We start from the raw sequence: 26673 nt of genomic DNA, 5'->3' as shown, positions 1-26673 counted from the left end.
TATAAATATTAAATGAAATGCAATGAGCGGGAAAAGTACATTTTTCGAGCTTTATAGGGAGTGCACGTCATAGACTGAAAGCGTGCATATTGTGTCGATTGATGGAAGTTCACCCCGTTAGCAGCCACCGGGACCAGTAATAATTACTGTAAAGGTGTGCCGGTGAAACGCCGTTAAGTCAATGAAGTGATTGTATGTATTTTTATGCAATAACTAGGGTGGTAACGCGAATAGAACCTCGTCCCTTTTATAGGGGGCGAGTTTTTTTTATGTTTGAAAAAATAAGTGCAACAAAAAAAGACTTAACTTTGTCACCTGATGTTTGTTTTATTTTGGAAGGAGGATTTTAAAATGGCAATGGTAGAGGAATTAACACTGCTAAAAGAAGAAGTTGTAGCAAAAATCGCAACGACAGAAGATTTAAAGCAATTAAATGAAGTACGTGTTGCGTATTTAGGTAAAAAAGGTCCGATTACGGATTTATTAAAAGGAATGGGGAAACTTCCTGCAGAGGAACGCCCTAAAATGGGTGCTTTAGTCAATGAAGTACGTGCTGAAGTTCAACATATTCATGATGAACGTAAATCTGAACTTGAAGAAAAAGCAATCCAAGAACAATTAGAAAATGAAGCAATTGATGTGACTTTGCAGGGTCGCCCAGTGAAGTTGGGGAATGCACATCCATTAACACGTGTTATTGAAGAAATCGAAGATCTATTCATTTCTATGGGTTATGAAATTGCAGAAGGTCCTGAAGTAGAAAAAGACTACTACAACTTTGAAGCGTTAAATTTACCAAAAGGTCATCCAGCACGTGATATGCAGGATACATTTTATATTTCAGAAGAAATTTTATTGCGTACTCATACATCACCAGTACAAGCACGTACCATGGAGAAAAAACAAGGCGCGTCTGTTAAAATTATTTGCCCAGGGAAAGTATTCCGTCGCGATAATGATGATGCAACTCACTCCCATCAATTTACGCAAATTGAAGGTTTAGTAGTGGGTGAAAATATTCGTATGAGCGACTTAAAAGGTACATTAGATATCTTCGCGAAGAAAATGTTTGGTGAAGACCGTGAAATTCGTCTACGCCCAAGTTTCTTCCCATTCACAGAGCCTTCTGTTGAAATGGATATCTCTTGCTTCAAGTGTGGAGGCGAAGGATGTAACGTATGTAAACATACAGGTTGGATTGAAATTCTTGGCGCTGGTATGGTACATCCAAACGTTCTTTCAATGGCAGGTTATGATCCTAAAAAAGTATCTGGCTTCGCATTTGGTATGGGACCAGAACGTATTGCAATGTTGAAATATGGGGTGGATGATATCCGTCATTTCTACACAAATGATGTTCGATTCTTATCACAATTCCACCGTATTGAAGAGTAAGGAGGAGTAACGATGTTAGTATCTTTAAAATGGTTGTCACAATATGTTGATTTACAAGGTTTAGAACCGGAAGTTTTAGCAGAAAAAATTACCCGCTCAGGGATTGAAGTAGAAGGCGTTCATCATTTATCAGATGGCCTTAAAAAAATTATGGTCGGTCAGATCAAAGAAATTAAAAAACATCCTGATTCAGACCACTTAAATATTTGCCAAGTAGATTTTGGTGAAGAAGAGCTATCTCAAATCGTTTGTGGTGCTCCAAATGTTGCAGAAGGTCAAAAGATTGTTGCGGTTCGTCCAAATGGTTATGTTGGTGGTAAAAAAATCAAAAAAGGTAAACTTCGTGGTGAAGTATCAAACGGTATGATTTGCTCTCTACAAGAGTTAGGCATCGAAGGGAAAGTTGTACCGAAAAAATATGCTGAAGGAATCGTTGTATTACCTGAAGATACACCAGCTGGCATGGATGCCATCGAAGCATTAGGTTTAGATGATGTGGTCCTTGAATTAGGCTTAACACCAAATCGCTCAGACGCAATGAGTATGTTAGGCGTTGCTTATGAAGTTGCTGCAATTCTTTCAGAAGACATCAAACTTCCAGACACTACACATGAAGAATCTACTGAACAAGCTGAAAATCTGTTAAAAGTTCGTGTTGAAGCACCTGATGTAAATCCTATGTACACAGCAAAAGTCGTGAAAAACGTTAAAGTTGCTGAATCGCCAATGTGGCTGCAACAACACTTAATGGCTGCAGGCGTTCGCCCGCTCAATAATGTTGTTGATATTACAAACTACATTTTGATGGAATATGGTCAACCTCTACATGCATTTGACTATGATGCGCTAGGCACTGGCGAAATCGTTGTTCGCTTAGCGAAAGAAGATGAACCAATTAAAACATTAGATGGTCAAGATCGTGTACTAAGTGCGAAAAACCTAGTGATTACGAATGGTAAAGAACCAGTTGCAGTAGCTGGTGTAATGGGTGGATTTGATTCTGAAGTAACTGAAAAAACAACAACGGTTGTTATTGAATCAGCCTATTTCGACGGCTTATCAGTTCGCTATACTGCCAAAGACCTTGGGTTACGTAGTGAAGCAAGTGCTCGCTATGAAAAAGGTATCGATCCAAACCGTGTGATTCCTGCAGCAGAACGTGCTGCTCAAATGTTAGCTGAACTAGCAGGTGGGGAAGTATTATCAGGTTCTGTCATTTTTGATGAATTGGATAAAACACCTTCAAAAGTTGTTGTGTCACCTGACTTTGTCAATGCACGTTTAGGTATGAAAATTTCTTTAAATGAAATGGTATCCATTTTAAATCGTTTGAATTTTAATGTCGAAACAGCGAATGGTCGTCTTTATATTGATGCGCCTACACGTCGTCAGGATATCAAAATCGAAGAGGATATCGTAGAAGAAATTGCACGTTTACACGGCTATGATGAAATTCCGGCAACACTTCCCGTAAGTGAAGCAAAAGCAGGTGGTTTAAATCCATATCAAGCAAAACGTCGTATTGTTCATCACCAACTGCAAGGTTCAGGTTTATACCAAGCATTAACTTATTCACTTACTTCTGATGAACTTTCACAAAAATATGCATTAGAAACAGCTGCAACAACTCGACTGTTAATGCCAATGAGTGAAGAACGGAGTACATTACGTCAAAGTATTCTTCCACACCTAATCGAAGCAGCTAGTTACAATGTTTCACGTCAACAAGATTCTGTAACGCTATATGAGGTAGGCTCTGTATTCTTAGGTGAAACAGACGAAGGTCTTCCACGTGAAGAAGAACATATAGCAGCTGTAATGACTGGAGATTGGGTTAATCATGCTTGGCAAGGTGAACACAAAAAAGTTGATTTCTTTGTATTAAAAGGAATCTTAGAAGCATTGTTTGCAAAACTTGACTTAACAGATCGTGTTGCATATGAAACGGCAGTAGTAGATGGATTACATCCAGGTCGAACAGCGAATATCCTATTAGATGGTACTCGTATCGGTTTCTTAGGCCAATTACATCCTGCAGAACAAAAAGCAAATGGTATCAAAGAAACGTATGTTATGGAATTAAGCTTAGAAGCAATTCTTACAGCTTCTATTAAACCGTTAGTATATGTTCCAGTTCCTCGTTTCCCATCAATTTCACGTGATATTGCTTTAGTTGTTGACCGTGCAACAAAAGCAGCGGATTTAGAAGGGATTATCCGTGATGCAGGCGGCAAACTGTTGAAAGAGGTAAGTGTATTCGACCTTTATGAAGGAGAAAAAATGGCACAAGGCAAAAAATCAGTAGCCTTCACGCTTACTTACTTCACTCCAGAACGAACACTTACTGATGAAGAAGTAGTAGCTGCACATGACAAAGTAGTAGCCGCTCTTACAGAATCAGGCGCAGAACTTCGTTAAAATAACTAAATCAATTAAAGGTGGTAGCGATTAATCGCTACCACCTTTTTAAGTTGTTTTATACAAATTATGTATTTTGTAATATAATCTCACATAATATGAATATATATATTAATATTAGTAATTTATTAAACATGAGTAATTAATTGTTTGTTATATTATATCGATATGCTATAATATCAAAAAGAGTTGTCAGACTTCACAAAAAATACTAATATATTTAGAAAGTAAATAAAATTGTAAAGATTTTGTTAAAAAATATAGACAATTTTGTAAATTATGTTATATTGGTAAAAATAATAATTTTAGAGACTCGAAATATCTTGTATTTGCAGACTGCGTGACGACTCACAGAATATTAAACAAAAAATTCTAAATTTTCAATTTTGTTTAGGAAGGAGCATACATATGAAAGCATCTGATAATATACTGAACATTAATAATCTACATACTAGTTTCAGGATTAAAGATCGTTATTATGACGCAGTGGAAGATGTATCACTAACATTAAAAGAAAATGAAGTACTTGCAATTGTGGGGGAATCTGGATGTGGAAAAAGCACGTTGGCAACTTCGATAGTTGGGTTACACCCTCCAGGAAACACAAAGGTTACAGGTGAAATTTTATATAACGGACGTAATATTGTAAATTTTAAAGAAGATGAGTTAAATAATATCCGAGGAAATGATATTGGTTTCATCTTCCAAGATCCACTTTCTGCATTAAATCCATTAATGAGAATCGGTGATCAAATTGAAGAGACATTAGTTTATCATACAAAATTGAATGAAAAACAACGCAAAGAACGTGTATTAGAACTATTAAATCAAGTAGGTATTGCTAAACCAGAACTAGTGGCAAAACAATTCCCACACCAGCTATCAGGTGGTATGCGTCAGCGTGTAATGATTGCTATTGCAATAGCATGTAAACCAAAGATAATGATTGCAGATGAACCAACAACCGCACTTGATGTTACGATTCAAGCGCAAATATTAGATTTACTTAAAGAATTACAAGATGAAACATCTGCAGGTATTATTTTAATAACGCATGACTTAGGAGTCGTAGCAGAAGTAGCGGATCGTGTAGCCGTGATGTATGCAGCAGAAATTATTGAAATAGCACCAGTTGAGGAGTTATTCAAAAATCCAAAACATCCTTACACACGCTCTTTATTAAATTCTATTCCACAAGCGAATGGTGAGACGGAGCGTCTAGAAGTAATTCATGGGATGGTACCATCTCTTACGAAATTACCTAGAACTGGCTGTCGTTTTTCAGCTCGTATTCCATGGATTTCTCAAGATGCACATGAGGAAAAACCACAATTACATGAAGTTACTCCGGGGCATTTTGTTCGATGTACCTGTTGGAAACATTTCCACTTTCAAGGTGAAAAGGAGGGTGCATCTAATGAGCTTTATGCAAATTAAAGACCTATGTGTACACTATCCGATTCGTGGAGGTTTTTTTAACTCAGTTGTTGATTATGTGTACGCAGTCGATGGTGTATCAATGGAATTTGAAAAGGGTAAAACATATGGACTTGTAGGTGAATCAGGCTCTGGTAAATCAACCACAGGTAAAGCTATTATCGGTTTAGAAAAAATTACTTCTGGTCAAATCATATATGAGGGTGAAGATGTAACAAATCAACGACGAAAACGAGATAGTGCTTATAACCGAGATATCCAAATGATTTTCCAAGATTCTTCTTCCAGTATGAATCCACGAAAACGAGTAATGGATATTATTGCTGAACCTATTCGTAACTTTACCAATATGAGTGATCAGGAAGAGCGAAAACGCATAATTGAACTATTAGAAATTGTCGGTATGTCAGAAGAAGCGATGTACAAGTATCCACATGAATTCTCAGGTGGTCAACGTCAACGTCTAGGTATTGCAAGAGCTGTTGCATGTAATCCAAAGATGATTATTGCGGATGAACCTGTATCAGCCCTTGACTTATCTGTACAAGCTCAAGTGCTAAACTTCATGAAGGATATTCAAACAGAGTACGGTCTTAGCTACTTATTTATCTCACATGATTTAGGTGTAGTACGACATATGTGTGATCATATTTCCATAATGTATAAAGGGCGTTTTGTTGAAACTGGATCTAGAGAGGATATTTATCATGATCCTCGTCATATTTATACGAATCGTTTATTATCTGCGATTCCAAATATTGAACCAGAGACCAGAATAGAACGCAAAAAAATTCGACAAAGAGTTGAGACTGCTTATCGCGAAGATCAGCACAAATATTACGATGAAAATGGTAAAGTATATCCACTAAAAGAAGTTTCCTCTAGGCATAGTGTTGCAATGATGGCAACTGAGAAAGGGGGAATGTAGTATGTGGAAGACGATTGTCAGACGTGTTTTAGTTATGATTCCACAGCTATTCGTACTTAGTATGCTTATATTTATCATGGCGAAATTCATGCCAGGAGATCCATTTACTGGATTGATTACACCAGAAACCGACCCAAACAGAATTGAAGAATTACGACAAGCGTCAGGATTTTATGATCCGTGGTATGTACAGTATTGGCATTGGATTTCAAATGCTTTCCATGGAGATTTTGGCGATAGCTACTCATTTAAAGTGAGTGTTGCCTCACTCATTGGTGAACGCGGTTTGAATACATTATGGTTATCTTTACTAAGTGTCATCTTAGTATATTTGATTGCTATTCCTCTAGGCGTTTTGGCAGGTCGCTATCAAAACTCATTGCTTGATAAATCAGTTGTACTTTATAGCTTTATTAGCTATGCAGTTCCAACATTCGTATTATCATTAATTTTCTTATTTATTTTCGGATATCAATTTACTTGGTTCCCAACCTCTGGGACTGTTGATGTTAAATACGATCCAGGAACTTTCGGATACTACTGGAGTAAGATTTATCATCTGCTTTTACCAGCTATTACTTATGCATTACTTGGTACGACAGGGGTTATTCAATACTTACGCTCAGAAATCATTGATGCAAAGACACAGGATTATGTAAAAACTGCGCGGAGTAAAGGTATTCCAATGCGCAAGGTATATTCTCGTCACATATTCCGAAATTCACTTTTGCCAATCGCAGCATTCTTAGGTTTCACGATTACTGGGTTACTTGGCGGGTCGGTATTCATTGAGACAATCTTTGGTTATCCAGGTATGGGCCAATTATTCATACAAGCGATTTCGGCTCGAGACTATAGTGTTATCACCACACTTGTATTGTTATTTGGCTTCTTAACATTATTGGGTAGTCTATTATCCGACATTATTATGAGTATTGTCGATCCAAGAATTCGAATAGATTAAAAACCATAATAATTGTTAAGGAGAGGTGACTTGAAATGCAAAAAATACAGGAAAGAACAATTGAACTTGAAAGTACGCCTGCAACCGGTTTTAAGGTCATCTGGCGTGAATTTAAAAAAGATAAAATTGCGATGTTTTCGCTAATCATATTACTACTCATAATAATGGGCGTATTCATATGGGCACCGTTCATTGATCAAGAAAAATTAATGGAAATCAGTTTATTAGATGAATTCGCTGAACCAGGTACGAATGGTTTTCTCCTTGGCGCTGACCAAGGAGGAAGCGATGTATTAGGACAACTAATCATCGGTGCTCGTAATTCTATTGCGATTGCTGTAGTCATCACGATAATTACTGGCATACTTGGCATAGCAATTGGAATCATTACCGGCTACTATGGCGGTATGATTGATAATATATTTATGCGTGTGATTGATTTCTTTATGACATTACCAACTTTGATGATCATCATTGTTTTCGTAACGATAATTCCGAAATACAATGTAATCACTTTTATATTAATCATGAGTTTATTCTTATGGGTTGGGACGGCAAGGCTTGTCCGGAGTAAAGCCTTGTCTGAATCTAGACGAGATTATGTGAATGCTTCTAAGACAATGGGGACAAGTGATTTTGTCATAATGTTTAAGGGCATTGTACCAAATTTAAGCTCAATTTTGATTGTAGAAATGACTTTAAACTTTGCAGGTAATGTCGGAATTGAAACAGGGTTATCATTCCTTGGATTTGGATTACCACCTACAACACCAAGTTTAGGTACGCTTGTAAGTTATGCAAGTAATCCAATGGTATTATCTGAAAAGTGGTGGGTATGGTTACCAGCATCAATATTAATATTGGTATTGATGTTAGGCATAAATTATGTTGGGCAGGCTTTACGTCGTTCAGCAGATGCAAAACAAAGATTAGGATAACAAAGGAGGAGATTGGATGAAGAAGAGGAAATGGTTTTTACTTTCTTTAGTTTGTGCATTAGTACTTGCGCTAGCTGCATGTGGCGGCTCAGGTTCAGATACTAAAGAAGGTGGAAAAAAAGGCGAAAAAGAAAAAGTAGACACAAGTTTACTAAAAAATGAGGCAAAAAATGATGGTGACACGATTAAAGGAGGTACTTTAAAAGTAGCTTTACAAACAAGTTCACCGTTCCAAGGGATTTTCTCATGGGAGCTTTATGAAGATACTTATGATTCAGAAATCTTAAAGTTCGCTACAAACAACCTTTTTGAAACAAAAGAAGATTTCCTAATTTCAGATACAGGTTTAGGTAAATTAACTGTTGATGAAAAAGCTAAAAAAGCAACAGTTACGATTAAAAAAGATGTTAAATGGTCTGACGGTAAACCTTTAACAATCGATGATGTAATTTATCCATACTACATCATAGCGGATAAAGACTATACTGGGGTTCGTTATGATACTGATTTACAAAATATCGTCGGTGCAGTTGAGTACCATAAAGGAAAAGCAAAAGATATTTCTGGTATTAAAAAAGTAGATGATTACACAATGGAAATTTCATTCAAAAAAATCTCACCAGCAATCTACTCTGGTGGTGATGGACTTTGGGGCTATGCAGCACCTAAACATCAATTAAAAGACATTCCTGTAAAAGATTTAGTTAAATCTGATGCAGTTCGTACTAATCCAGTTACACTTGGTGCTTTCAAATTTGATAAAATCGTTAAAGGTGAGTCTGTTCAATTAGTTGCAAACGAAAATTACTGGAAAGGCAAGCCAAAACTAGACAAGGTAGTTATAGAAGTAGTACCACCTACTTCAATTGCAGCAGCACTTAAAGCAGGTAAGTATGATGTTGCATTACCATACTATCCATCTAATGATTACGATTCTATTAAAGATCTTAACAACATCGATGTCTTAGGACGCCCAGAATTAGCATACTCTTATCTTGGCTTCAAACTGGGTAAATTTGATACAAAAGAGAAAGTTAACGTAACAAATGAAAATGCAAAAATGAATAATGTTAAATTACGTCAAGCAGTTGCTTACGCTATGAATATTGAAGAAGTAGGGGAAGTATATTATGGTGGCCTTCGTACTCGTGCGAATTCACTAATTCCACCAGTATTTGCAACTTACTATGATGATTCTTTAACTGGGTACAAATATGATCCAGAGAAAGCAAAAAAATTACTTGATGAAGCGGGTTACAAAGATACAAATAAAGACGGTCTTCGTGAAGATCCAAATGGTAAAAAATTCACAATTCAGCTTGCAGCAATGGCTGGATCTGATAAAGATGAAAAAATTGTTCAATTCTACCTTCAAAACTGGAAAAAGGTTGGTTTAGATGTTCAGTTAACAACTGGTCGTACAATTGAATTTAATAGCTTCTATGATAAAGTTCAAGCTGATGATAAGGATATCGATATGTATATGGCTGCTTGGGGTACAGGTACCAACCCATCACCAATGGGAATCTACTCTAAAGAGGCATCATATAGCTATACGCGCTTTGTATCTGATGACTTAACATCAATGTTAAACGATATTGATTCCGAAGCATCTTTAGATCCTGCTCACCGTGCGGAAGCATTCGCTAAATGGCAAAACTATATGAGTGAACAAGCTTCTGTAATCCCAATGTACTTCCGTACTGAATTGATTCCAATTAACAAACGTGTGAAAAATTGGAGTATTGATTATTTGAAAGATACAATAGATAATCTTCAAAATGTTGAAATAACTGCTGATGAACCAGTAAAATCAAGCAAATAATTTAATCTTACGAAGATTAAATGATTTAAAAACTACAAATTAAAAATGCCAATGGGGAACAGGTTAATTCCCATTGGCATTTTTTTAATAATTACTTTATGAAACTATGGCTATACAGTGTCAAAATCATGTAAATATTTCTTTGAAAAATAATATTATGGTTATATTTTTGCAATAATAGTTGGATATACTAATTGAGAGTAACAAAGAATAATTCGAAAAAGATTAAATACTATCTAAATCTCTTTTTAGAAGCAATGTGAGAAGCTTTTTGTGTATTAGCAAAATGCCATTTAGTTACGCTGTGAAGAGCGTCTTCGCCTTGAGCAAGTAAAATTTGGGCAGCTATTTCATCTACCTTATGACTTGCACCTTTCGGTAGTGTGACACCGATTAGTTTACTTAGTTTGTCCATTTCCGTTAAAAAGGCACATCGAGCTAAAATAGAAGCAGCGGCTACAGCTACGTGGATTTGTTCTGCTTTTGTAGCAAATAGCACGCTTTCTGTAACGATTTCTTTTTCATTTTTAAGATAATTATAGTAAGTTTTTCTTTCAGCAAATTGATCAATTAGAACATATTCCGGCTTTTCAGGTGCAATCTTTTCTAAAAGTCGGCCAATTGCTTGATTGTGAAGTTGTGCTTTCATTTTACCCTGAGAAGCACCAGCAGCTTGTACAAGATTATACTTTTCATTATGCAATGTCAGCACACAATGAGGAAGAGTAGCTTTAAGGTCAGATGCGATTTTTAGCATATAGTCATCAGATAACATTTTAGAATCCTTGACACCTAACTCTTTCACCAATTCAATTTTGTCTTGTGGTACATAGACGGCTGCAACTGTAATAGGGCCAAAATAATCGCCCGTTCCTGTTTCATCAGAGCCAATTACAGATAAAGAGGATAGGTTTTTAGGCAACGTATCTCCTTTTGATAACGTCATATTAGGCGTATCTTCTGCTTGAGTTTTCCACTGTTTGGCTTCGCGTTCACATCCGCCACCTTGGAACATTACTTTACCAGATGAATAGATAGTGATCACACAGTCAGCAAGTTTTGCGGCAAAAATAACACCAGGTGCTTTGCGTTCTACGATATTTTGAGAATAGTAGTTCATAACATCTTTTTGAACCTTTGGGGTTAGTTTAATTACAATATTAGACATATTTTATAATTCCTTTCTTCTTAAATAATTCACAACTTAAACACTTCATGTTATCATAAGAAATAGGACTTTAAAGGAGGTTGAGGCTTTGTCAGAGCAACGAAAAAATCGGGTTTCAGTTGAAATCTTCGGTCAAACTTATAATATAGTTGGGACAGAATCAGCAGGACTTATGCGATTTGTAGCGGCAACTGTAGACGACCAAATGCGTGTGATTAAGCGTGCAAATCCAAGCCTCGACAGTGCCAAGCTAGCCGTCCTCACTGCTTGCAATGCAGTAAACGATTACTTGAAATTAAAAAACCAAGTAGAAATACTAGAATCAGAATTGAAAAATTTAAAGGATGAAGTGAATGGTTGATTTAATCATAATTATTTTATTATTTGCTGGATTAGTAAGTGGTGTAAAAAGAGGCTTAGTAGTTCAGCTAATCCAAATGGTTGGCTTTTTAGTCTCAATAATTGTAGCCTATCTCTATTATAAACCGCTAGCGGAAAAATTGGTTCTTTGGATTCCATATCCTTCCGTTGATGAAAATACTACATTAAAATTTGCTGTAGAGCAATTAGATTTAAGCCAAACATTCTATCAATTATTAGCGTTTGCGTTAATATTCTTTGTTGTCAAATTTGCAATACAAATATTGGCATCATTATTTGATTTTTTAAGACATATTCCAATCCTAGGTGGCTTAAATCGTATTTTTGGTGGAGTTCTTGGATTTGTTGAGGCATATTTGCTTATCTTCATCGTGCTATATGTATTGGCACTAATTCCAATTGAAGGTATCCAAAAGTATATAGATGGATCATTCTTAACAAAGTTAATGCTTGAATACACGCCAATCATATCGAAAACATTCCAAAATTTGTGGTTTGTTTATATGAAATAAATAAGTAGAACTAGACTTCTCTCTTTAGAGGGAAGTCTTTTGTCGATAAGGAGGAAAATACGATGAATAAAAAGACAATTATTCAAACGCTTGAGAAAATTGCAATCTATTTAGAACTTCAAGGCGTTAACCCTTTTAAAATATCAGCATTTCGTAAAGCTGCCGCCGCATTAGAGGCAGATACGAGAAGCATGAGTGAAATTGAAGATATTACAACTATCAAAGGAATCGGCAAAGGAACAGCCGCTGTCATCCACGACTTATTGGAAAATGGTCGATCAGAAGTACTCATACAACTGGAGGAAGAAGTTCCAAAAGGGCTACCGATATTGTTAAAATTACCTGGATTGGGTGGTAAAAAAATCGCTAAGCTCTATCAAGAACTTGGTGTAGATTCAGCTGAAAGTTTAAAAAAAGCGTGCGAAGAAGGAAAGGTATCAACTCTTCCTGGTTTTGGTAAGAAAACTGAAGAAAAAATTTTAAAAGAACTTGAGAGTTTTGGAAAGAGAGCTGAGTTTCACCCTGAATGGCTATTAGAAGAAGTGGTAGCTGACATTGAAAATACATTGCAAGAAATACCGGAAATTGAACAATCATCTGTTGCAGGAAGCTTTAGACGTGTAAAAGAGCAAAGTAAGGACGTTGATTTTATCATTGCAACAAATAACCCAGAGGCTGTAAAAGAAGCTTTACTATCAAAATTAATAGTCAAAGAAATTATTGCAGCTGGAGATACCAAAGTTTCTGTTACCTTACAAACAGATGATGTAAATGTTGATTTTCGTATAGTCACACTTGATGAATATGCAACAGCACTTCATCATTTCACTGGGTCGAAAGAACATAACGTACGGATGCGACAAATTGCAAAAGAGCGTGGCGAGAAAATTAGTGAATATGGAGTAGAGCAAACAGATGGTTCTGTATTAACATTTAACTCCGAAAAAGAATTCTTTGCTCATTTTGATTTGCCCTTTATCCCACCTACTGTAAGAGCAGGTACACATGAATTTGATCGTTTAGATGAAATTCCAAAGCTCGTGCAACTAAGTGATATCAAATCAGATTTGCATATGCATACAACATGGTCTGATGGAGCGCATGCAGTTCATGAAATGGGTGAGGCATTAATATCTAAAGGCTATCAATATGCAGTAATTACTGATCACTCTCAATATTTAAAAGTAGCTAATGGACTTACTCCAGAACGATTAGTAGAACAACGCAAAGAAATTTGGGCTTTTAACGAACAGCACCCTAACTTCCGTTTGTTAGCAGGAACTGAGATGGATATTTTACCGGATGGTTCACTTGATTTTGAAGATGACGTAATGGCAGAGCTAGACTTTGTTATAGCATCTATTCACTCTAGTTTTTCACAACCACAAGAGAAAATTATGGAACGACTACATAATGCGATAAAAAATCCGCATGTTGATATGATTGCACATCCAACAGGTCGTGTTATTGGTCAAAGAGATGGGTATAATCCTGATATAGCTCAACTTATTGCATGGGCGCAAGAATATGGTAAAATTTTAGAGTTAAATGCTAATCCTTACCGACTTGATCTTTGTGTAGAACATTTGGAAATGACTGCCAAAGCAGGTGTTCCTATTGCAATTAATACAGATGCACACGCCATCGAACAGCTTCGTTTTATGGATATTGGCACAAAGTATGCTCAAAAAGCATGGTTGAAAAAAGAAAACATAGTTAACACATGGTCGCTAGAAGACTTCGTGAAGTATATAGAGAAAAAATAGGAGGTGTTTTTTTAGTGATTGCAGGACGCGCACTAAAAACACTAGAGTTTGATAAAGTACGAGCACAAGTAGCAACTTATTGCACGTGTTCAATTGGAACAGCAGCAATTGATAAATTAGTTCCTGAAACAGATTTAGAAAAAGTAAAAGCATTATTAGATGAGATGGATGAAGGTCTATCGATTCTTCGAATTAAAGCAAATGTGCCATTGGGAGGAATTTTCGATATTCGCCCACATGCAAAACGCGCGCAAATTGGCGGCATGCTTAGTCCACAAGAATTGATGGAAATTTCAAGTACGATTCGTGCTAGCCGAATATTCCGAGAATTCATCGAGGATATTGAAGCAGAGGGTGATATTCAAATTCCTCACTTTATCCAAAAGAAAAATGACATCCCAGTTTTAACGGGACTACAACATGAAATCAATTCTTGTATCGATGAAAATGCAAGTGTAATGGATTCAGCAAGTTCTGAATTGCGTTCAATCCGTCAACAACTTCGAGCACAAGAAGGGCGTGTACGTGAAAAGTTAGCAAGTCTAACACGTGGTAGCAATGCTTCCAAAATGCTATCAGATTCTATTATTACGATTCGTAACGATCGTTTTGTTATTCCGGTAAAACAAGAATACCGTGGTCATTACGGTGGTATCGTGCATGATCAATCTGCTTCAGGTCAAACACTGTATATTGAACCAGATGCTGTAGTACAAGCGAATAACGAAATTCACCGTTTAAGAGCAAAGGAAAAAGTGGAAATCCAAAAAATATTGCTTCATCTTTCAGCTTTAGTGCAAGAAGTGGCACATTCACTATTTTCACTAGTTCAATTACTAGGAGAAATTGATATTATTTTAGCAAAAGCAAAATATGGTCAAGCCAATAAATGTACAATGCCAATAATGAATGATGAAGGTTATATTAATTTAGGAAAAGCACGTCACCCCCTATTACCAATCGATACAGCAGTAGCAAACGATATTGAATTTGGCCGTGATATTACAGCAATCGTTATTACTGGTCCTAATACAGGTGGTAAAACAGTCACATTAAAGACAGTTGGCTTATGTACTTTAATGGCACAAGCGGGTATTCCAATACCTGCTCTAGATGGCTCAGAACTTTCAGTCTTTACGCAACTATTTGCGGATATTGGTGATGAGCAATCAATCGAACAAAGTTTAAGTACATTCTCTAGTCATATGGTGAATATTGTAGATATCCTACAACAATTTGATGAACAGTCACTTGTCTTATTTGATGAGCTAGGTGCTGGAACAGACCCTCAAGAAGGTGCTGCGCTTGCCATCTCTATTTTAGATGAAGTACATGGCAGAGGTGCTCGCGTCATGGCGACAACCCACTATCCTGAGCTAAAAGCATATGGCTATAACCGTCAAGGCGTAGTCAATGCAAGTGTTGAATTTGATGTTGAAACATTAAGTCCAACTTATCGATTATTAATTGGTGTTCCTGGACGTAGTAATGCCTTTGAAATTTCTACACGCCTAGGTTTACCGGAACATATTATTAACAGTGCAAAATCATTTACTGGCACAGATCGTCATGAAGTTGAATCAATGATTGCATCACTTGAAGAAAGTCGTCGTAATTCCGAAGCAGATGCAGAACGTTCACATCAACTTCTTGAAGAAGCAGAAAAACTCCAAGCAGAGCTTGATGCAAAATTAAAAGACTATGAAGAAAACAAGGACGAGTTAGCGAAAAAGGCCAAAGAAAAAGCACGTAAAATTGTTGACGATGCAAAAAGAGAGGCCGAAGAAGTCATTGAAGAGCTTCATAAAATGCGTTTAAATGCAAACAAAGTTGTAAAAGAACATGAAATTATTGAAGCACGTAAACGACTCGAAGAAGCTGCTCCTGCTGAAAATCGCATTTTGAAAAAACAACGTCAAGCAAATGCGCGCGCTGTTAACCTTCAAAAAGGTGATGAAGTCAAAGTATTAAGCTATGGTCAAAAAGGAACATTGCTTGAAAAAGTGTCTGACCAAGAATGGATTGTTCAAATCGGTATTTTGAAAATGAAACTTGATGAATCAGACTTAGAATATGTAAAACCTGAGAAAGTAAAAGAGACGGTTTCGGTAGGGAACGTACGTAATCGAGATTCATATGTTAAACTTGAATTAGATTTACGTGGTGAACGCTATGAAGACGCAATGATTCTTACCGAAAAATACTTGGATGACGCATTATTATCAAACTATAACCGAGTATCCATTATTCACGGTAAAGGAACAGGTGCACTCCGACAAGGTATTCAGTCACTACTTAAACGTCATAAACGCGTAAAATCATACCGCTTCGGCGAGGCTGGTGAAGGTGGATATGGCGTGACCGTTGTTGATTTAAAATAGAGAATGAATAAAGGGGTGGAGATTGTATGTTGCTGAGTAGCTTTTGGCATCATCCTATTGTTGAAACAACAGGCTACTTTAGTGTAGTCGTACTTTGTCTTGTTATGGCCATGGTAATATTTGAACTTGTTACCAAATATAAAAACTGGCAAGAAATAAAGAATGGCAATGTCGCAGTCTCCTTAGCAACTGGCGGTAAAATATTAGGGGTTTGTAATATTTTTCGCTATTCCATTGAACGTCATAATTCACTAATCGAAATGATTGGATGGGGATTGTTTGGATTTATATTACTAATTTTTGCTTATATTCTCTTTGAATTTTTGACACCTACATTTAATATAGACCATGAAATTGAAAAGGATAACAGATCCGTGGGTTTTATTTCCCTTACGATTTCAGTTGGTCTATCATTTGTAATAGGAGCAAGTATTTCTTAGCAGTTTAGGAGAGTAAGTATGGAAACTTTAGCAAAAGTGTTGATGGTTGTTTGTGGTCTCTTCGTCATAACAGGCATTATATATTTAATGATGCATTAGATTAAAAGCAGTAACAGTTTAATTCTGAAGCTGAATAACGATTAAAGATTAGGTTTATGTCTAATCCCATGCTGTAGTCAAACTCGATGAATTTTGAGTATGACTGCAGTTTTTTCTTTTACAATAGACATAGATAAATAAGACCGTTGATTTCCACTCCGGGAGGATGCTTTCCCTGGGTAGGACCGAGCCGCTTTTGAGGCAACTCAAAAAGTAAAAAAAGTTAGATTTTTATGATGAAAATCTTGTATAGCCATCTTAGTTGAAGTGGAAATAGCGTAGACTCCTGTGGGAAAACGGACTAGACGAGACCCCGCAGGAAGCGAAGCGCACGAGGAGGCTCGTCAGTTCGCCCACGGAAAGCGGAGATAATTCCACTTCATTCAATAGCATATATATATTATAAATTTTTGTGTTACTACACTTTTTCAGTGTTCTCCTTTTCCCACAGGAGTTGTCACTTCCTCTCCAATCAACTGAATTTGGGTGAACAAACCATACAATCTACTTTAACTATAGAATGCAACCTCTGTTAAATGTTGAAATAGCAAAAGTGAAATAATGCTCGAATAGTTGATTTATATCTAGAAAAATCGCAAATATAATAATTACTAATTGAAAGCGCACTCATTATTACTTATAATTAAACTTAGAAATATTCTAACAATTCGTAAAAAAGGGGGGCGTTTCGATTGACTGAAAAGATTTGGTTAAAGAACTATCCGCCTAATATTCCTACAACAATGGAATACGAAGAAATTCCATTACAAGAATATTTGACGAGGGCTGTAGAGAAAACTCCTAAAAAAATTGCGATTCATTTTCTAGGTAAAGATATTACGTATAAAGAGTTATATGATTCCTCATTAAAATTTGCAAATTATTTACTGAAAATAGGGATTAAAAAGGATGATCGAGTAGCGCTTATGCTACCGAATTGTCCGCAAAGTGTTATTGCATATTATGGGGTATTATATGCGGGTGGTATAGTTGTTCAGACGAATCCACTCTATACAGAGCGCGAAGTAGAGTATCAGCTAAAGGATGCAGGTGCAAAAGTAATCGTCACATTGGATATCCTTTACCCAAGAATTATGAAAGTTTGGAAGAATACAGATTTAGAGAATATCATTATTACAGGTATTAAAGATTTTTTACCATTTCCAAAGAATCTACTGTATCCGTTTGTGCAAAAAAAGGAATATGGTTTTAAAGTGACAGTTGAGCACAGTGGTTCTAATCATCTTTTCACAGAAATTATGAAGATTGGTGAAGTTAATGTAATCAAATCCACTTCAAATTTTGAAGAGGACATAGCGTTGCTACAATATACAGGGGGTACAACTGGATTTCCAAAAGGTGTCATGCTAACTCATAAAAACTTAGTCGCAAACGTACAAATGTGTAGTGCGTGGATGTCTGAGTGTATACCTGGGAAAGAAGTTATCATGGGAGTATTGCCGTTTTTCCATGTATATGGAATGACAACCGTATTACTACTTTCAGTAATGCGAGGAGATAAGATGGTGCTAATGCCTAAATTCGATGCAACTGATGCGTTAAAAATGATTCAAAAGCATAAGACGACATTATTTCCAGGCGCTCCAACGTTGTACATTGGTTTGTTGAATCATCCTGAAATTAAAAGGTACGATCTTTCTTCGATAAAAGCGTGTATAAGTGGCTCGGCTCCTTTACCAGTTGAAGTACAAGAAAGGTTTGAAAAAGTGACTGGAGGAAAGCTCGTTGAAGGATATGGTTTAACCGAATCTTCACCGGTAACACATTCAAATTTTATCTGGCATGGGGAACGAGTGAAAGGGTCAATCGGTGTTCCTTGGCCTGATACAGACGCTGCTATTTTCAAGACAGATTCGACAGAACCGTTACCAATTGGCGAAATTGGTGAAATTGCTGTGAAAGGGCCGCAAGTAATGAAAGGTTATTGGAATCGTCCTGAAGAAACCGAGATGACATTAAGAGACGGCTGGTTATTAACTGGAGATTTAGGCTATATGAACGAAGAAGGCTATTTCTTTGTAGTCGATCGTAAAAAGGATATTATTATTGCAGGTGGCTTTAATATCTATCCCAGAGAAGTAGAAGAAGTTTTATATGAGCATGAAGCTATTCAGGAATGCGTAGTTGCTGGTGTGCCAGATCCTTATCGTGGGGAGACTGTAAAAGCTTATATAGTTATAAAAGATGGATATCAAGTATCAGAAGAGGAATTAAACGAGTATTGTAGAGCAAATTTGGCAGTATATAAGGTACCGCGCATATATGATTTTCGTACTGAATTACCAAAAACAGCTGTAGGTAAAATATTACGAAGAACATTAGTTGAAGAGGAAAAGACTAAGCTAGAACAAACAATATGAAAAAGATAAACCCTTACTTGACAATCAACGGTTGAAAATATATTATGAAAATATGAATGAATAGTCATTCATATTTTCATAATAAACCGGTGGTGATCGTATTGAAGAAAGACAAACCAAAATATAGACAAATAATTGACGCTGCTGTCATCGTAATTGCGGATAATGGTTATCACCAAGCACAAGTTTCCAAAATTGCAAAACAAGCCGGCGTCGCTGATGGAACCATTTATTTATATTTTAAAAACAAAGAAGATATATTAATTTCAGTATTCGAGGAAAAAATGTCTTTATTTGTAGATAATTTACAAGATATAATGAAAGAGAGTTCTTCAGCTTCAGAAATGCTTTGCCGAATGGTTGAGGGGCATTTTAAAGTACTCTCAGAAGATCATCATTTAGCAATCGTTACTCAATTAGAACTTCGTCAATCGAATAAAGATCTTCGATTGAAAATCAACAGCATATTAAAAGAATATCTAAAATTACTTGATGAGATTTTAAAAATGGGTATTGAAGCTGGTGAGTTTATGCAAGACATTGATATTCGTCTTGTAAGACAAGTAATCTTTGGAACGATTGATGAAGTATCAACAACGTGGGTAATGAAAGAGCAAAAATATGATTTAGTTACAATGGCACCACGCGTTCATCAGATTTTGTTAAAAGGGATTCAAAAAGGTTAAAGGGGTAGCAAAGTAGCAAAGTTTCACAACTTTGCCACATACATATTTTTTTACAAGGGAGGATATGGGGAATGGAATATCTAAATTATATAGTGGACGAAGGGGTAGCGGTCGCAACGATTAATCGTCCACCTGCCAATGCGCTATCTCGTGCATTAATTGAAGAGGTAAATCTGCTACTAGATGCTGTTGAAGATGATGCAGATATACGCGTTGTATTGCTTCATGGTGAAGGTAGATTCTTTTCTGCTGGAGCGGATATTAAAGAATTTACTGAAGTATCATCAAGCAATGAGTTCGAAAAATTGTCAACTAATGGACAAGTTGTTTTCGAAAGACTTGAGAAGTTTTCAAAACCAGTAATTGCTGCGATCCATGGTGCAGCTCTTGGTGGTGGACTTGAGCTTGCTATGAGCTGTCACTTCCGTTATGTGAGTGAAACAGCAAAATTAGGTTTACCAGAATTACAACTTGGCTTAATTCCTGGTTTTGGTGGTACACAACGACTCCCACGCTATGTTGGTGCTGCAAAAGCTGCTGAAATGATGTTCACAAGTGAACCTATTTCGGGAGTAGATGCAGTAAAATGGGGCCTTGCAAATCGTGTAGTACCTGAGGAAGTCTTATTAGAGGAGTCGTTAAAAACTGCCAAGAAAATTGCGAAGAAAAGCCCGATTGCAATAAAAACAGCAATTGAAATGTTGCAATTTTCTAAAACTTCTTCTTTCTATGATGGTATTTCAGCTGAAGCAGAAAGTTTCGGAACTGTTTTTGTTTCAGAAGATGCTAAAGAAGGAATCGCTGCATTTATCGAAAAAAGAGAGCCTGTTTTCAAAGGAAAATAAAAGTATTAGGAGGTTAATAATATGAACATTTATGTATTAGTTAAACGAACTTTTGACACTGAAGAGAAAATCGTATTAAATGGTGGCGTTATTCAAGAAGATGGTGCTGAATTTATCATCAATCCATATGATGAATATGCAATTGAAGAAGCCATTCAAATTCGTGATGCACAAGGTGGCGAAGTGACAGTTGTAACAATTGGCGGTGAAGACGCTGAGAAACAACTTCGCACAGCATTAGCAATGGGTGCCGATAAAGCAGTACTAATCAATGCAGAAGATGATGTTGAAGAGTTAGATCAATATTCTGTAGCATATATTTTAGCCGAATACTTGAAAGATAAAGATGCAGATTTGATTTTAGGTGGTAATGTAGCAATTGACGGAGGTTCAGGTCAAGTTGGTCCACGAGTTGCTGAATTACTAGATATAAATTACGTAACAACCATTACAAAGCTTGAAATTGATGGAGATACAGTGAAAATCGTGCGTGATGTAGAAGGGGACTCAGAAGTACTTGAAGCGTCTCTACCTCTATTAGTTACAGCACAACAAGGATTAAATGAACCACGTTATCCTTCTTTACCTGGAATTATGAAAGCGAAGAAAAAACCATTAGAAGAACTAGAATTAGATGATCTAGATATTGACGAAGATGATGTAGAAGCGAAAACAGAAACAGTAGAAATTTTCTTGCCAGCACAAAAAGAAGCTGGTCGTGTTCTACAAGGTGAATTACAAGATCAAGTTAAAGAACTTGTTCAATTACTACATTCAGAAGCGAAAGTTATTTAAGCTGATTTACATTGCTGAGGAGGGAATCACATGACAAAAAAAGTATTAGTATTAGGTGAAGTACGTGAAGGAACTTTAAGAAATGTTTCGTTTGAAGCAATTGCAGCAGCAAAAACAATTGCTGGAGATGGTGAAGTAGTTGGCGTTCTAATTGGTGATGCTGTTGAAACATTAAGCGCTGAGCTAATTCAATATGGTGCAGACCGCATAGTGACTGTAGAACATCCACATTTAAAACAATATACTTCTGATGGTTTTAGCCAAGCATTCAAAGCTGTTGCAGATGCAGAGAATCCAGATGCTATCGTATTTGGTCATACAGCAATGGGTAAAGACTTGTCGCCTAAGATTGCTAGTAAATTACAAAGTGGTTTAATCTCAGATGTTACTGCGATCGAGGGTGAAGGGGACGATGCACTATTTATCCGTCCAATTTACTCAGGAAAAGCATTTGAGAAAGTAAAAGTTAAAGAAGGCATTGTGTTTATCACAATTCGTCCAAATAATGTACCTCCACTTGAAAAAGATGAATCTCGCTCAGGTGAAGTTTCTAGTCAGTCTGTAGAGATTACGAATTTACGTACAGTTATTAAAGAAGTAGTTCGTAAGGCAACAGAAGGTGTAGACTTATCAGAAGCTAAAGTAGTAGTATCTGGCGGACGTGGTGTGAAGAGTGCTGAAGGTTTTGCACCGTTACAAGAGCTAGCTAATCTTTTAGGTGGCGCTGTTGGTGCTTCACGTGGTGCTTGCGATGCTGATTATTGTGATTATTCACTACAAATCGGACAAACTGGTAAAGTTGTAACACCAGATTTATATATTGCTTGCGGTATTTCAGGCGCAATCCAACATTTAGCTGGTATGTCCAATTCTAAGATTATAGTAGCAATTAACAAAGATCCTGAAGCTAATATTTTCAAAGTAGCAGATTATGGAATCGTAGGAGACTTATTTGAAGTTGTCCCTATGTTAATCGAAGAATTTAAAAATGTAGCAGTTAAATCTTAAGAAAATAAAGAAAGCTCTGCTAATTGCAGAGCTTTTTGTTTCAATTGAAATCTAATATTATGTTAAAATAGCGGTAAAGTGAGCAGAACAGTCGCTTGACATTTTTTTTTATGCTACACTACCGATACATAGAGTTTAAGGAGGAAATGTAAAATGGCAATTGTACATTCAACAGATGCAACTTTTTCAAATGATATTGCAAACGGATTAGTATTAGTAGATTTCTGGGCAACTTGGTGTGGACCATGTAAAATGATTGCTCCAGTTCTAGAAGAATTAGATCAAGAATTAGCTGGTAAAGTAAACATCGTCAAAGTTGATGTTGACCAAAACCAAGAAACAGCTAGCCAATTCGGTATTATGTCAATCCCAACTTTGTTATTGTTCAAAGATGGAGAACAAGTTGATAAAACTGTTGGTTTCCAACCAAAAGAAGCATTAGCTGAATTCATCCAAAAACACGCTTAATTATTTTGGGTTCATAAACGAAACCGGGTCCCTACAAGGTGCCCGGTTTTTTTTAGAGGTGATTTGATGAATGACTTAATAAAACAAAAATTAGCAATTCTACCTGATCAACCAGGTTGTTATTTGATGAAAGATCGTCAAGGTACAATTATTTACGTTGGAAAAGCAAAAGTATTAAAAAATCGTGTTCGCTCCTATTTTACAGGATCGCATAACGGTAAAACACAACGTCTTGTTAGTGAAATAGAAGATTTCGAATACATCGTAACATCCTCAAATATAGAAGCTTTTTTACTAGAGCTAAATCTGATTAAGTTACATGATCCAAAATACAATATTATGTTGAAGGATGATAAATCATATCCTTATATAAAGATTACAAATGAAAAGTACCCGAGATTACTTACGGTTCGTAAAGTAAAAAAAGACAAGGGGAAATATTTTGGCCCATATCCTAATGTGTATGCAGCCAATGAAACAAAAAAATTACTGGATCGATTATATCCTTTACGTAAATGTCAGACACTACCAAATCGTGTTTGCTTGTATTATCACCTAGGGCAATGTTTAGCGCCATGTGTAAAAGATATTGAAAAAGAGACTTTTGACGAAATGGTACAGGAAATCACAAGTTTCCTAAATGGTGGACATGCAGCTGTAAAAGAGGAATTACAGCAGAAAATGCTGGCTGCCTCTGAACAGTTAGATTTTGAACGTGCTAAAGAGTACAGAGACCAAATTGCACATATTGATACAGTGATGGAAAAACAAAAAATCACTACAACTGATTTTACCAATCGTGATGTCTTTGGCTATACAGTAGATAAAGGTTGGATGTGTGTTCAAGTTTTCTTTGTAAGGCAAGGGAAATTAATAGAGCGAGACGTATCCCTTTTCCCTTCTTACGGTGAGCCTGAAGAAGAATTTTTAACTTATGTTGGCCAGTTCTATGAAAAAGCTGACCATATAAAGCCAAAGGAAATCCTTATTCCCCAAGAAATTGATGGAGATATGCTTCAACAAGTTTTAGAAATAAAAGTAGTAAAACCACAAAAAGGTAGAAAAAAGGAATTACTAGATTTAGCTTCAAAGAATGCACAAATTGCGATTACTGAGAAATTCCAATTAATCGAAAGACAAGAGAAAAGAACAATCGGAGCGTGCGAAGAACTAGGCGATGCGATGAATATCACTACACCGCTTCGTATTGAAGCCTTTGATAACTCCCATATCTTTGGAGCAGACACTGTTTCAGCAATGGTCGTTTTTATAGATGGAAAACCAAGTAAAAAGGAATATCGAAAATTTAAAATTCAAAATGCAGGTGCTCATGATGACTATGGCGCAATGCGTGAAGTTATTCGTCGTCGATACACACGTGTATTAAAAGAAGGACTTCCTCTACCTGATTTACTAGTTACAGATGGTGGGAAAGGGCAAATGGAAGTAGCGAGAGAAATTTTAGAGGATGAGCTTGGACTCGATATTCCAATTGCAGGATTAGCAAAGGATGATAAGCACCAAACGTCACAACTTTTGTATGGAAATCCTCCTGAAATTATTCCATTAAAACGTACGAGTGAAGCTTTTTATCTATTGCAACGGGTTCAAGATGAAGTTCACCGCTTTGCAATTACATTTCATAGACAATTACATGAAAAAAATGCGATCACTTCTGTATTGGATGAAATTCCAGGAGTGGGTCCTAAAAGAAAACAACAATTATTAAAACATTTTGGTTCAATCAAGAAGATTAAAGAAGCAACTTTTGAAGAGTTGCAAGATGCGGGTGTTCCTAAAAAACTAATTAGTGCGATAATTGACTATTTTTCGAAAAAATGATTGCTAGATATTAAAACATATGGTATCTTTATGACACCAATTAAAAATCACTGATTTAGTGATGATAGAGGCGCGGGTTTCAAGAGTACTCGACTGGAGGACGAATAGGTCCATTGAAAGTCGGTGAAAGGGGAGGTCGCCGAAGTTGCAAGAATGCTATTTCCATCTTGCTGCTGGTTCTACATTGAAGAAATGTAGAATTGTCAGAATTGACTTTGATTCTGGAGGGCTATCTCACATGAATGTTCTTTTGAACGTGCATGCTAAGAGCAGCCCATTCACCATCTGTGTGAAGTGCTGCTCTTTTTTCATTAGAAATCATTGTGAAAATCGCCCACATACTATTAAGTAGGGGAGCGTTTTGATGAGTACTTTAGTCGTTAAATTTGGAGGAACTTCCGTCGCAACAACAGAAAGAATCATGCATGTAGCGCAACGCATTCAGCGTGAGAAACAAAATGGTTATAATCTTGTCGTTGTCGTATCTGCAATGGGTAAAACAACAGATCAACTTGTAGATATGGCACACGAAATTTCCGAATCACCTTCAAAGAGGGAAATGGATGTCTTATTGACAACTGGGGAGCAAGTAACGATTTCATTGTTATCAATGGCTTTGCATAAGCTAGGAATTGAGGCGCAATCATTTACTGGTTGGCAAGCAGGAATTGTCACAGAACATGTACCAAGTAATGCGCGCATAGAGGATATTGCACCAAAAGCGGTAAAAGAAGCTTTGGATGCCGGTAAGGTGTGTGTCGTCGCTGGATTCCAAGGAATTGATGATGAAGGTAACATTACAACACTTGGTCGCGGCGGTTCAGATACAACAGCTGTTGCTCTTGCTGTAGCGTTGAATGCTGAACGTTGTGATATATATACCGACGTAGATGGTGTTTATACAAGTGATCCTCGTTATGTAAAAGGCGCAAGAAAGCTACAGCAAATGTCATATGATGAAATGCTTGAATTAGCTAATCTCGGAGCCGGCGTCTTGCACCCACGATCTGTAGAGGTCGCAAAAAATCATAACATCCCGATGTCAGTTCGTTCGAGCTATGAGGATGTAGAAGGTACCATCTTGAAGGAGGAAATTGAAGTGGAAAAAGATTTAGTTGTACGTGGTGTCGCGTTTGAATCAGAGATTATTCGTTTAACAGTTTATTATGAAGAAGCCTATAATGGCTCATTAGCAAATATTTTTACAACATTAGCAAAAAATCATGTCAATGTGGATATTATTGTCCAAACGATTATTGAAGGAACAGAGCCATCCGTTTCTTTCTCAGTAAAAAAAGAAAATCTTAATGATGCTTTACAAGTTCTTTCCGAACATAAAGATACACTTGGTTATCATCATGTAGATCATGAAGCAGAATTGTCAAAAGTTTCAATTGTAGGATCTGGAATGGTTTCAAATCCAGGTGTTGCGGCTACTATGTTTGATCGTTTATATCGGGAAGGTATTCCAGTTAAAATGGTCAGTACTTCTGAAATAAAAGTATCCGTGGTTGTACCGCAGGAAGATATGCTTAAAGCAGCGAATGCATTACATGATGAATTTGATCTCTCTGTTCAAGAAGTTATTACGCATTAATCGATATAAGTTTTGAGAAATAGTTATTCCTTTGGGTAATGATTATACAATGATTGAATAGAGTAGAAAGGATTTCTCATGAGTAGAATTATACTTATGGGGAATCCTTTTTTATATCTGCAATTTGAATCAATTTCATAAATGCTTTTATAGTCAAAAAATACGAACATTATATGCTTAGTTAGTATTAATGATAAGCCCATCATTTCCGCTACAGACGGACGCTTTCCGCGGGCAAGCATCAAGCCTCCTCCTCACTACGTTCGTGCGGGGTCTTGATTGGCTTGCTTTTCCCGCAGGAGTCGCCGTCTTTCGCTACATTAAAATATTCCATAAGATATAATCGAATTTTGAAATTGATTCATTTGATTGAAATAAATTATTTTCAAAGCCATTCTT

General features: G+C 36.5%; 21 protein-coding genes, 1 riboswitch and 1 other annotated feature. Of the genes, 20 read left to right on the top strand and 1 reads right to left on the bottom strand.

Annotated elements, in window-relative coordinates:
• Positions 1–13: 13 nt before the first annotated feature.
• Positions 14–249 (top strand) — a binding site (T-box leader).
• Positions 250–357: 108 nt separating this feature from the next.
• The 7 genes from pheS (at position 358) to ACIQ4I_RS10580 (ending at position 9905) form a co-directional block, all read left to right on the top strand.
• Positions 358–1395 (top strand): phenylalanine--tRNA ligase subunit alpha, encoded by a 1038-nt coding sequence (pheS, locus tag ACIQ4I_RS10610; RefSeq protein WP_403096133.1) that lies wholly within the window; start codon positions 358–360, stop codon positions 1393–1395.
• Positions 1396–1407: 12 nt separating this feature from the next.
• Positions 1408–3813, top strand: coding sequence for a phenylalanine--tRNA ligase subunit beta (pheT, locus tag ACIQ4I_RS10605; RefSeq protein WP_403095947.1), 2406 nt, complete (start codon positions 1408–1410; stop codon positions 3811–3813).
• A gap of 408 nt (positions 3814–4221) precedes the next feature.
• The gene (locus ACIQ4I_RS10600; protein WP_403095946.1) at positions 4222–5250 is read left to right on the top strand and encodes an ABC transporter ATP-binding protein; all 1029 of its coding nucleotides are present in this window, start codon (positions 4222–4224) and stop codon (positions 5248–5250) included.
• Positions 5231–6178, top strand: coding sequence for an ABC transporter ATP-binding protein (locus tag ACIQ4I_RS10595; RefSeq protein WP_403095945.1), 948 nt, complete (start codon positions 5231–5233; stop codon positions 6176–6178). The genes ACIQ4I_RS10600 and ACIQ4I_RS10595 overlap by 20 nt, the downstream gene beginning before the upstream one ends.
• Before the next feature lies 1 nt (position 6179).
• Complete coding sequence (gene opp4B / locus ACIQ4I_RS10590) at positions 6180–7142, top strand: oligopeptide ABC transporter permease (protein WP_403095944.1); 963 nt, start codon at positions 6180–6182, stop codon at positions 7140–7142.
• A gap of 35 nt (positions 7143–7177) precedes the next feature.
• Entirely contained in the window at positions 7178–8080 is a 903-nt protein-coding gene (locus ACIQ4I_RS10585; RefSeq protein ID WP_403095943.1) for an ABC transporter permease, read from the top strand.
• A 16-nt stretch (positions 8081–8096) separates the two neighbouring features.
• Positions 8097–9905, top strand: a complete 1809-nt coding sequence (locus ACIQ4I_RS10580) for an oligopeptide ABC transporter substrate-binding protein (protein WP_403095942.1) — start codon at positions 8097–8099, stop codon at positions 9903–9905.
• A gap of 232 nt (positions 9906–10137) precedes the next feature.
• Here the strand turns inward: ACIQ4I_RS10580 and rnhC are convergent, their stop codons facing one another.
• The gene (gene rnhC / locus ACIQ4I_RS10575; protein ID WP_403095941.1) at positions 10138–11073 is read right to left on the bottom strand and encodes a ribonuclease HIII; all 936 of its coding nucleotides are present in this window, start codon (positions 11071–11073) and stop codon (positions 10138–10140) included.
• Between the two features lie 88 nt (positions 11074–11161).
• Between rnhC and zapA the strand changes: the two genes are divergently transcribed.
• From zapA to ACIQ4I_RS10510, 13 genes are all read left to right on the top strand, one after another.
• Positions 11162–11434 (top strand): cell division protein ZapA, encoded by a 273-nt coding sequence (zapA, locus tag ACIQ4I_RS10570; RefSeq protein ID WP_403095940.1) that lies wholly within the window; start codon positions 11162–11164, stop codon positions 11432–11434.
• The gene (locus ACIQ4I_RS10565) at positions 11427–11966 is read left to right on the top strand and encodes a CvpA family protein (RefSeq protein WP_403095939.1); all 540 of its coding nucleotides are present in this window, start codon (positions 11427–11429) and stop codon (positions 11964–11966) included. Before zapA ends, ACIQ4I_RS10565 begins: the two co-directional genes overlap by 8 nt.
• 62 nt (positions 11967–12028) lie before the next feature.
• Positions 12029–13732 (top strand): DNA polymerase/3'-5' exonuclease PolX, encoded by a 1704-nt coding sequence (gene polX / locus ACIQ4I_RS10560; protein ID WP_403095938.1) that lies wholly within the window; start codon positions 12029–12031, stop codon positions 13730–13732.
• Positions 13733–13746: 14 nt separating this feature from the next.
• Complete coding sequence (locus tag ACIQ4I_RS10555; protein WP_403095937.1) at positions 13747–16113, top strand: endonuclease MutS2; 2367 nt, start codon at positions 13747–13749, stop codon at positions 16111–16113.
• A gap of 26 nt (positions 16114–16139) precedes the next feature.
• Positions 16140–16553 (top strand): DUF350 domain-containing protein, encoded by a 414-nt coding sequence (locus ACIQ4I_RS10550; protein WP_403095936.1) that lies wholly within the window; start codon positions 16140–16142, stop codon positions 16551–16553.
• Between the two features lie 791 nt (positions 16554–17344).
• A complete protein-coding gene (locus ACIQ4I_RS10545) occupies positions 17345–19033 on the top strand; it encodes an AMP-binding protein (RefSeq protein WP_403095935.1) in 1689 nt (562 codons plus the stop codon).
• A 101-nt stretch (positions 19034–19134) separates the two neighbouring features.
• On the top strand, positions 19135–19719 hold the full coding sequence (locus tag ACIQ4I_RS10540) for a fatty acid metabolism transcriptional regulator FadR (protein WP_403095934.1): 585 nt from the start codon (positions 19135–19137) through the stop codon (positions 19717–19719).
• 71 nt (positions 19720–19790) lie between these two features.
• Positions 19791–20564, top strand: a complete 774-nt coding sequence (locus ACIQ4I_RS10535; RefSeq protein ID WP_403095933.1) for an enoyl-CoA hydratase — start codon at positions 19791–19793, stop codon at positions 20562–20564.
• A gap of 21 nt (positions 20565–20585) precedes the next feature.
• On the top strand, positions 20586–21359 hold the full coding sequence (locus tag ACIQ4I_RS10530; RefSeq protein ID WP_397539544.1) for an electron transfer flavoprotein subunit beta/FixA family protein: 774 nt from the start codon (positions 20586–20588) through the stop codon (positions 21357–21359).
• Positions 21360–21389: 30 nt separating this feature from the next.
• Positions 21390–22367: an electron transfer flavoprotein subunit alpha/FixB family protein gene (locus ACIQ4I_RS10525; RefSeq protein WP_403095932.1), complete on the top strand. Its 978-nt coding sequence runs from the start codon at positions 21390–21392 to the stop codon at positions 22365–22367.
• 153 nt (positions 22368–22520) lie between these two features.
• The gene (gene trxA / locus ACIQ4I_RS10520) at positions 22521–22835 is read left to right on the top strand and encodes a thioredoxin (RefSeq protein ID WP_102691131.1); all 315 of its coding nucleotides are present in this window, start codon (positions 22521–22523) and stop codon (positions 22833–22835) included.
• 66 nt (positions 22836–22901) lie between these two features.
• Positions 22902–24677, top strand: coding sequence for an excinuclease ABC subunit UvrC (gene uvrC / locus ACIQ4I_RS10515; RefSeq protein ID WP_403095931.1), 1776 nt, complete (start codon positions 22902–22904; stop codon positions 24675–24677).
• Between the two features lie 57 nt (positions 24678–24734).
• Positions 24735–24917: riboswitch (Lysine riboswitch) on the top strand.
• 124 nt (positions 24918–25041) lie between these two features.
• The gene (locus ACIQ4I_RS10510) at positions 25042–26274 is read left to right on the top strand and encodes an aspartate kinase (RefSeq protein ID WP_403095930.1); all 1233 of its coding nucleotides are present in this window, start codon (positions 25042–25044) and stop codon (positions 26272–26274) included.
• The last annotated feature ends 399 nt before the right edge of the window (positions 26275–26673 follow it).

Origin of the sequence: Rummeliibacillus sp. NPDC094406 (assembly GCF_044763875.1) — a bacterium.
Taxonomy (GTDB): Bacteria; Bacillota; Bacilli; order Bacillales_A; family Planococcaceae; genus Rummeliibacillus.
This window is presented reverse-complemented; position numbering and strand designations above follow the sequence as displayed.

Excerpts from the sequence above, each read along its gene's own strand:
- pheS (WP_403096133.1), top strand. The coding sequence starts at position 358 with ATGGTAGAGGAATTAACACTGCTAAAAGAAGAAGTTGTAGCAAAAATC.
- pheT (WP_403095947.1), top strand. The coding sequence starts at position 1,408 with ATGTTAGTATCTTTAAAATGGTTGTCACAATATGTTGATTTACAAGGT.
- ACIQ4I_RS10600 (WP_403095946.1), top strand. The coding sequence starts at position 4,222 with ATGAAAGCATCTGATAATATACTGAACATTAATAATCTACATACTAGT.
- ACIQ4I_RS10595 (WP_403095945.1), top strand. The coding sequence starts at position 5,231 with ATGAGCTTTATGCAAATTAAAGACCTATGTGTACACTATCCGATTCGT.
- opp4B (WP_403095944.1), top strand. The coding sequence starts at position 6,180 with ATGTGGAAGACGATTGTCAGACGTGTTTTAGTTATGATTCCACAGCTA.
- ACIQ4I_RS10585 (WP_403095943.1), top strand. The coding sequence starts at position 7,178 with ATGCAAAAAATACAGGAAAGAACAATTGAACTTGAAAGTACGCCTGCA.
- ACIQ4I_RS10580 (WP_403095942.1), top strand. The coding sequence starts at position 8,097 with ATGAAGAAGAGGAAATGGTTTTTACTTTCTTTAGTTTGTGCATTAGTA.
- rnhC (WP_403095941.1), bottom strand. The coding sequence starts at position 11,073 with ATGTCTAATATTGTAATTAAACTAACCCCAAAGGTTCAAAAAGATGTT.
- ACIQ4I_RS10565 (WP_403095939.1), top strand. The coding sequence starts at position 11,427 with ATGGTTGATTTAATCATAATTATTTTATTATTTGCTGGATTAGTAAGT.
- polX (WP_403095938.1), top strand. The coding sequence starts at position 12,029 with ATGAATAAAAAGACAATTATTCAAACGCTTGAGAAAATTGCAATCTAT.
- ACIQ4I_RS10550 (WP_403095936.1), top strand. The coding sequence starts at position 16,140 with ATGTTGCTGAGTAGCTTTTGGCATCATCCTATTGTTGAAACAACAGGC.
- ACIQ4I_RS10535 (WP_403095933.1), top strand. The coding sequence starts at position 19,791 with ATGGAATATCTAAATTATATAGTGGACGAAGGGGTAGCGGTCGCAACG.
- ACIQ4I_RS10530 (WP_397539544.1), top strand. The coding sequence starts at position 20,586 with ATGAACATTTATGTATTAGTTAAACGAACTTTTGACACTGAAGAGAAA.
- ACIQ4I_RS10525 (WP_403095932.1), top strand. The coding sequence starts at position 21,390 with ATGACAAAAAAAGTATTAGTATTAGGTGAAGTACGTGAAGGAACTTTA.
- trxA (WP_102691131.1), top strand. The coding sequence starts at position 22,521 with ATGGCAATTGTACATTCAACAGATGCAACTTTTTCAAATGATATTGCA.
- uvrC (WP_403095931.1), top strand. The coding sequence starts at position 22,902 with ATGAATGACTTAATAAAACAAAAATTAGCAATTCTACCTGATCAACCA.
- ACIQ4I_RS10510 (WP_403095930.1), top strand. The coding sequence starts at position 25,042 with ATGAGTACTTTAGTCGTTAAATTTGGAGGAACTTCCGTCGCAACAACA.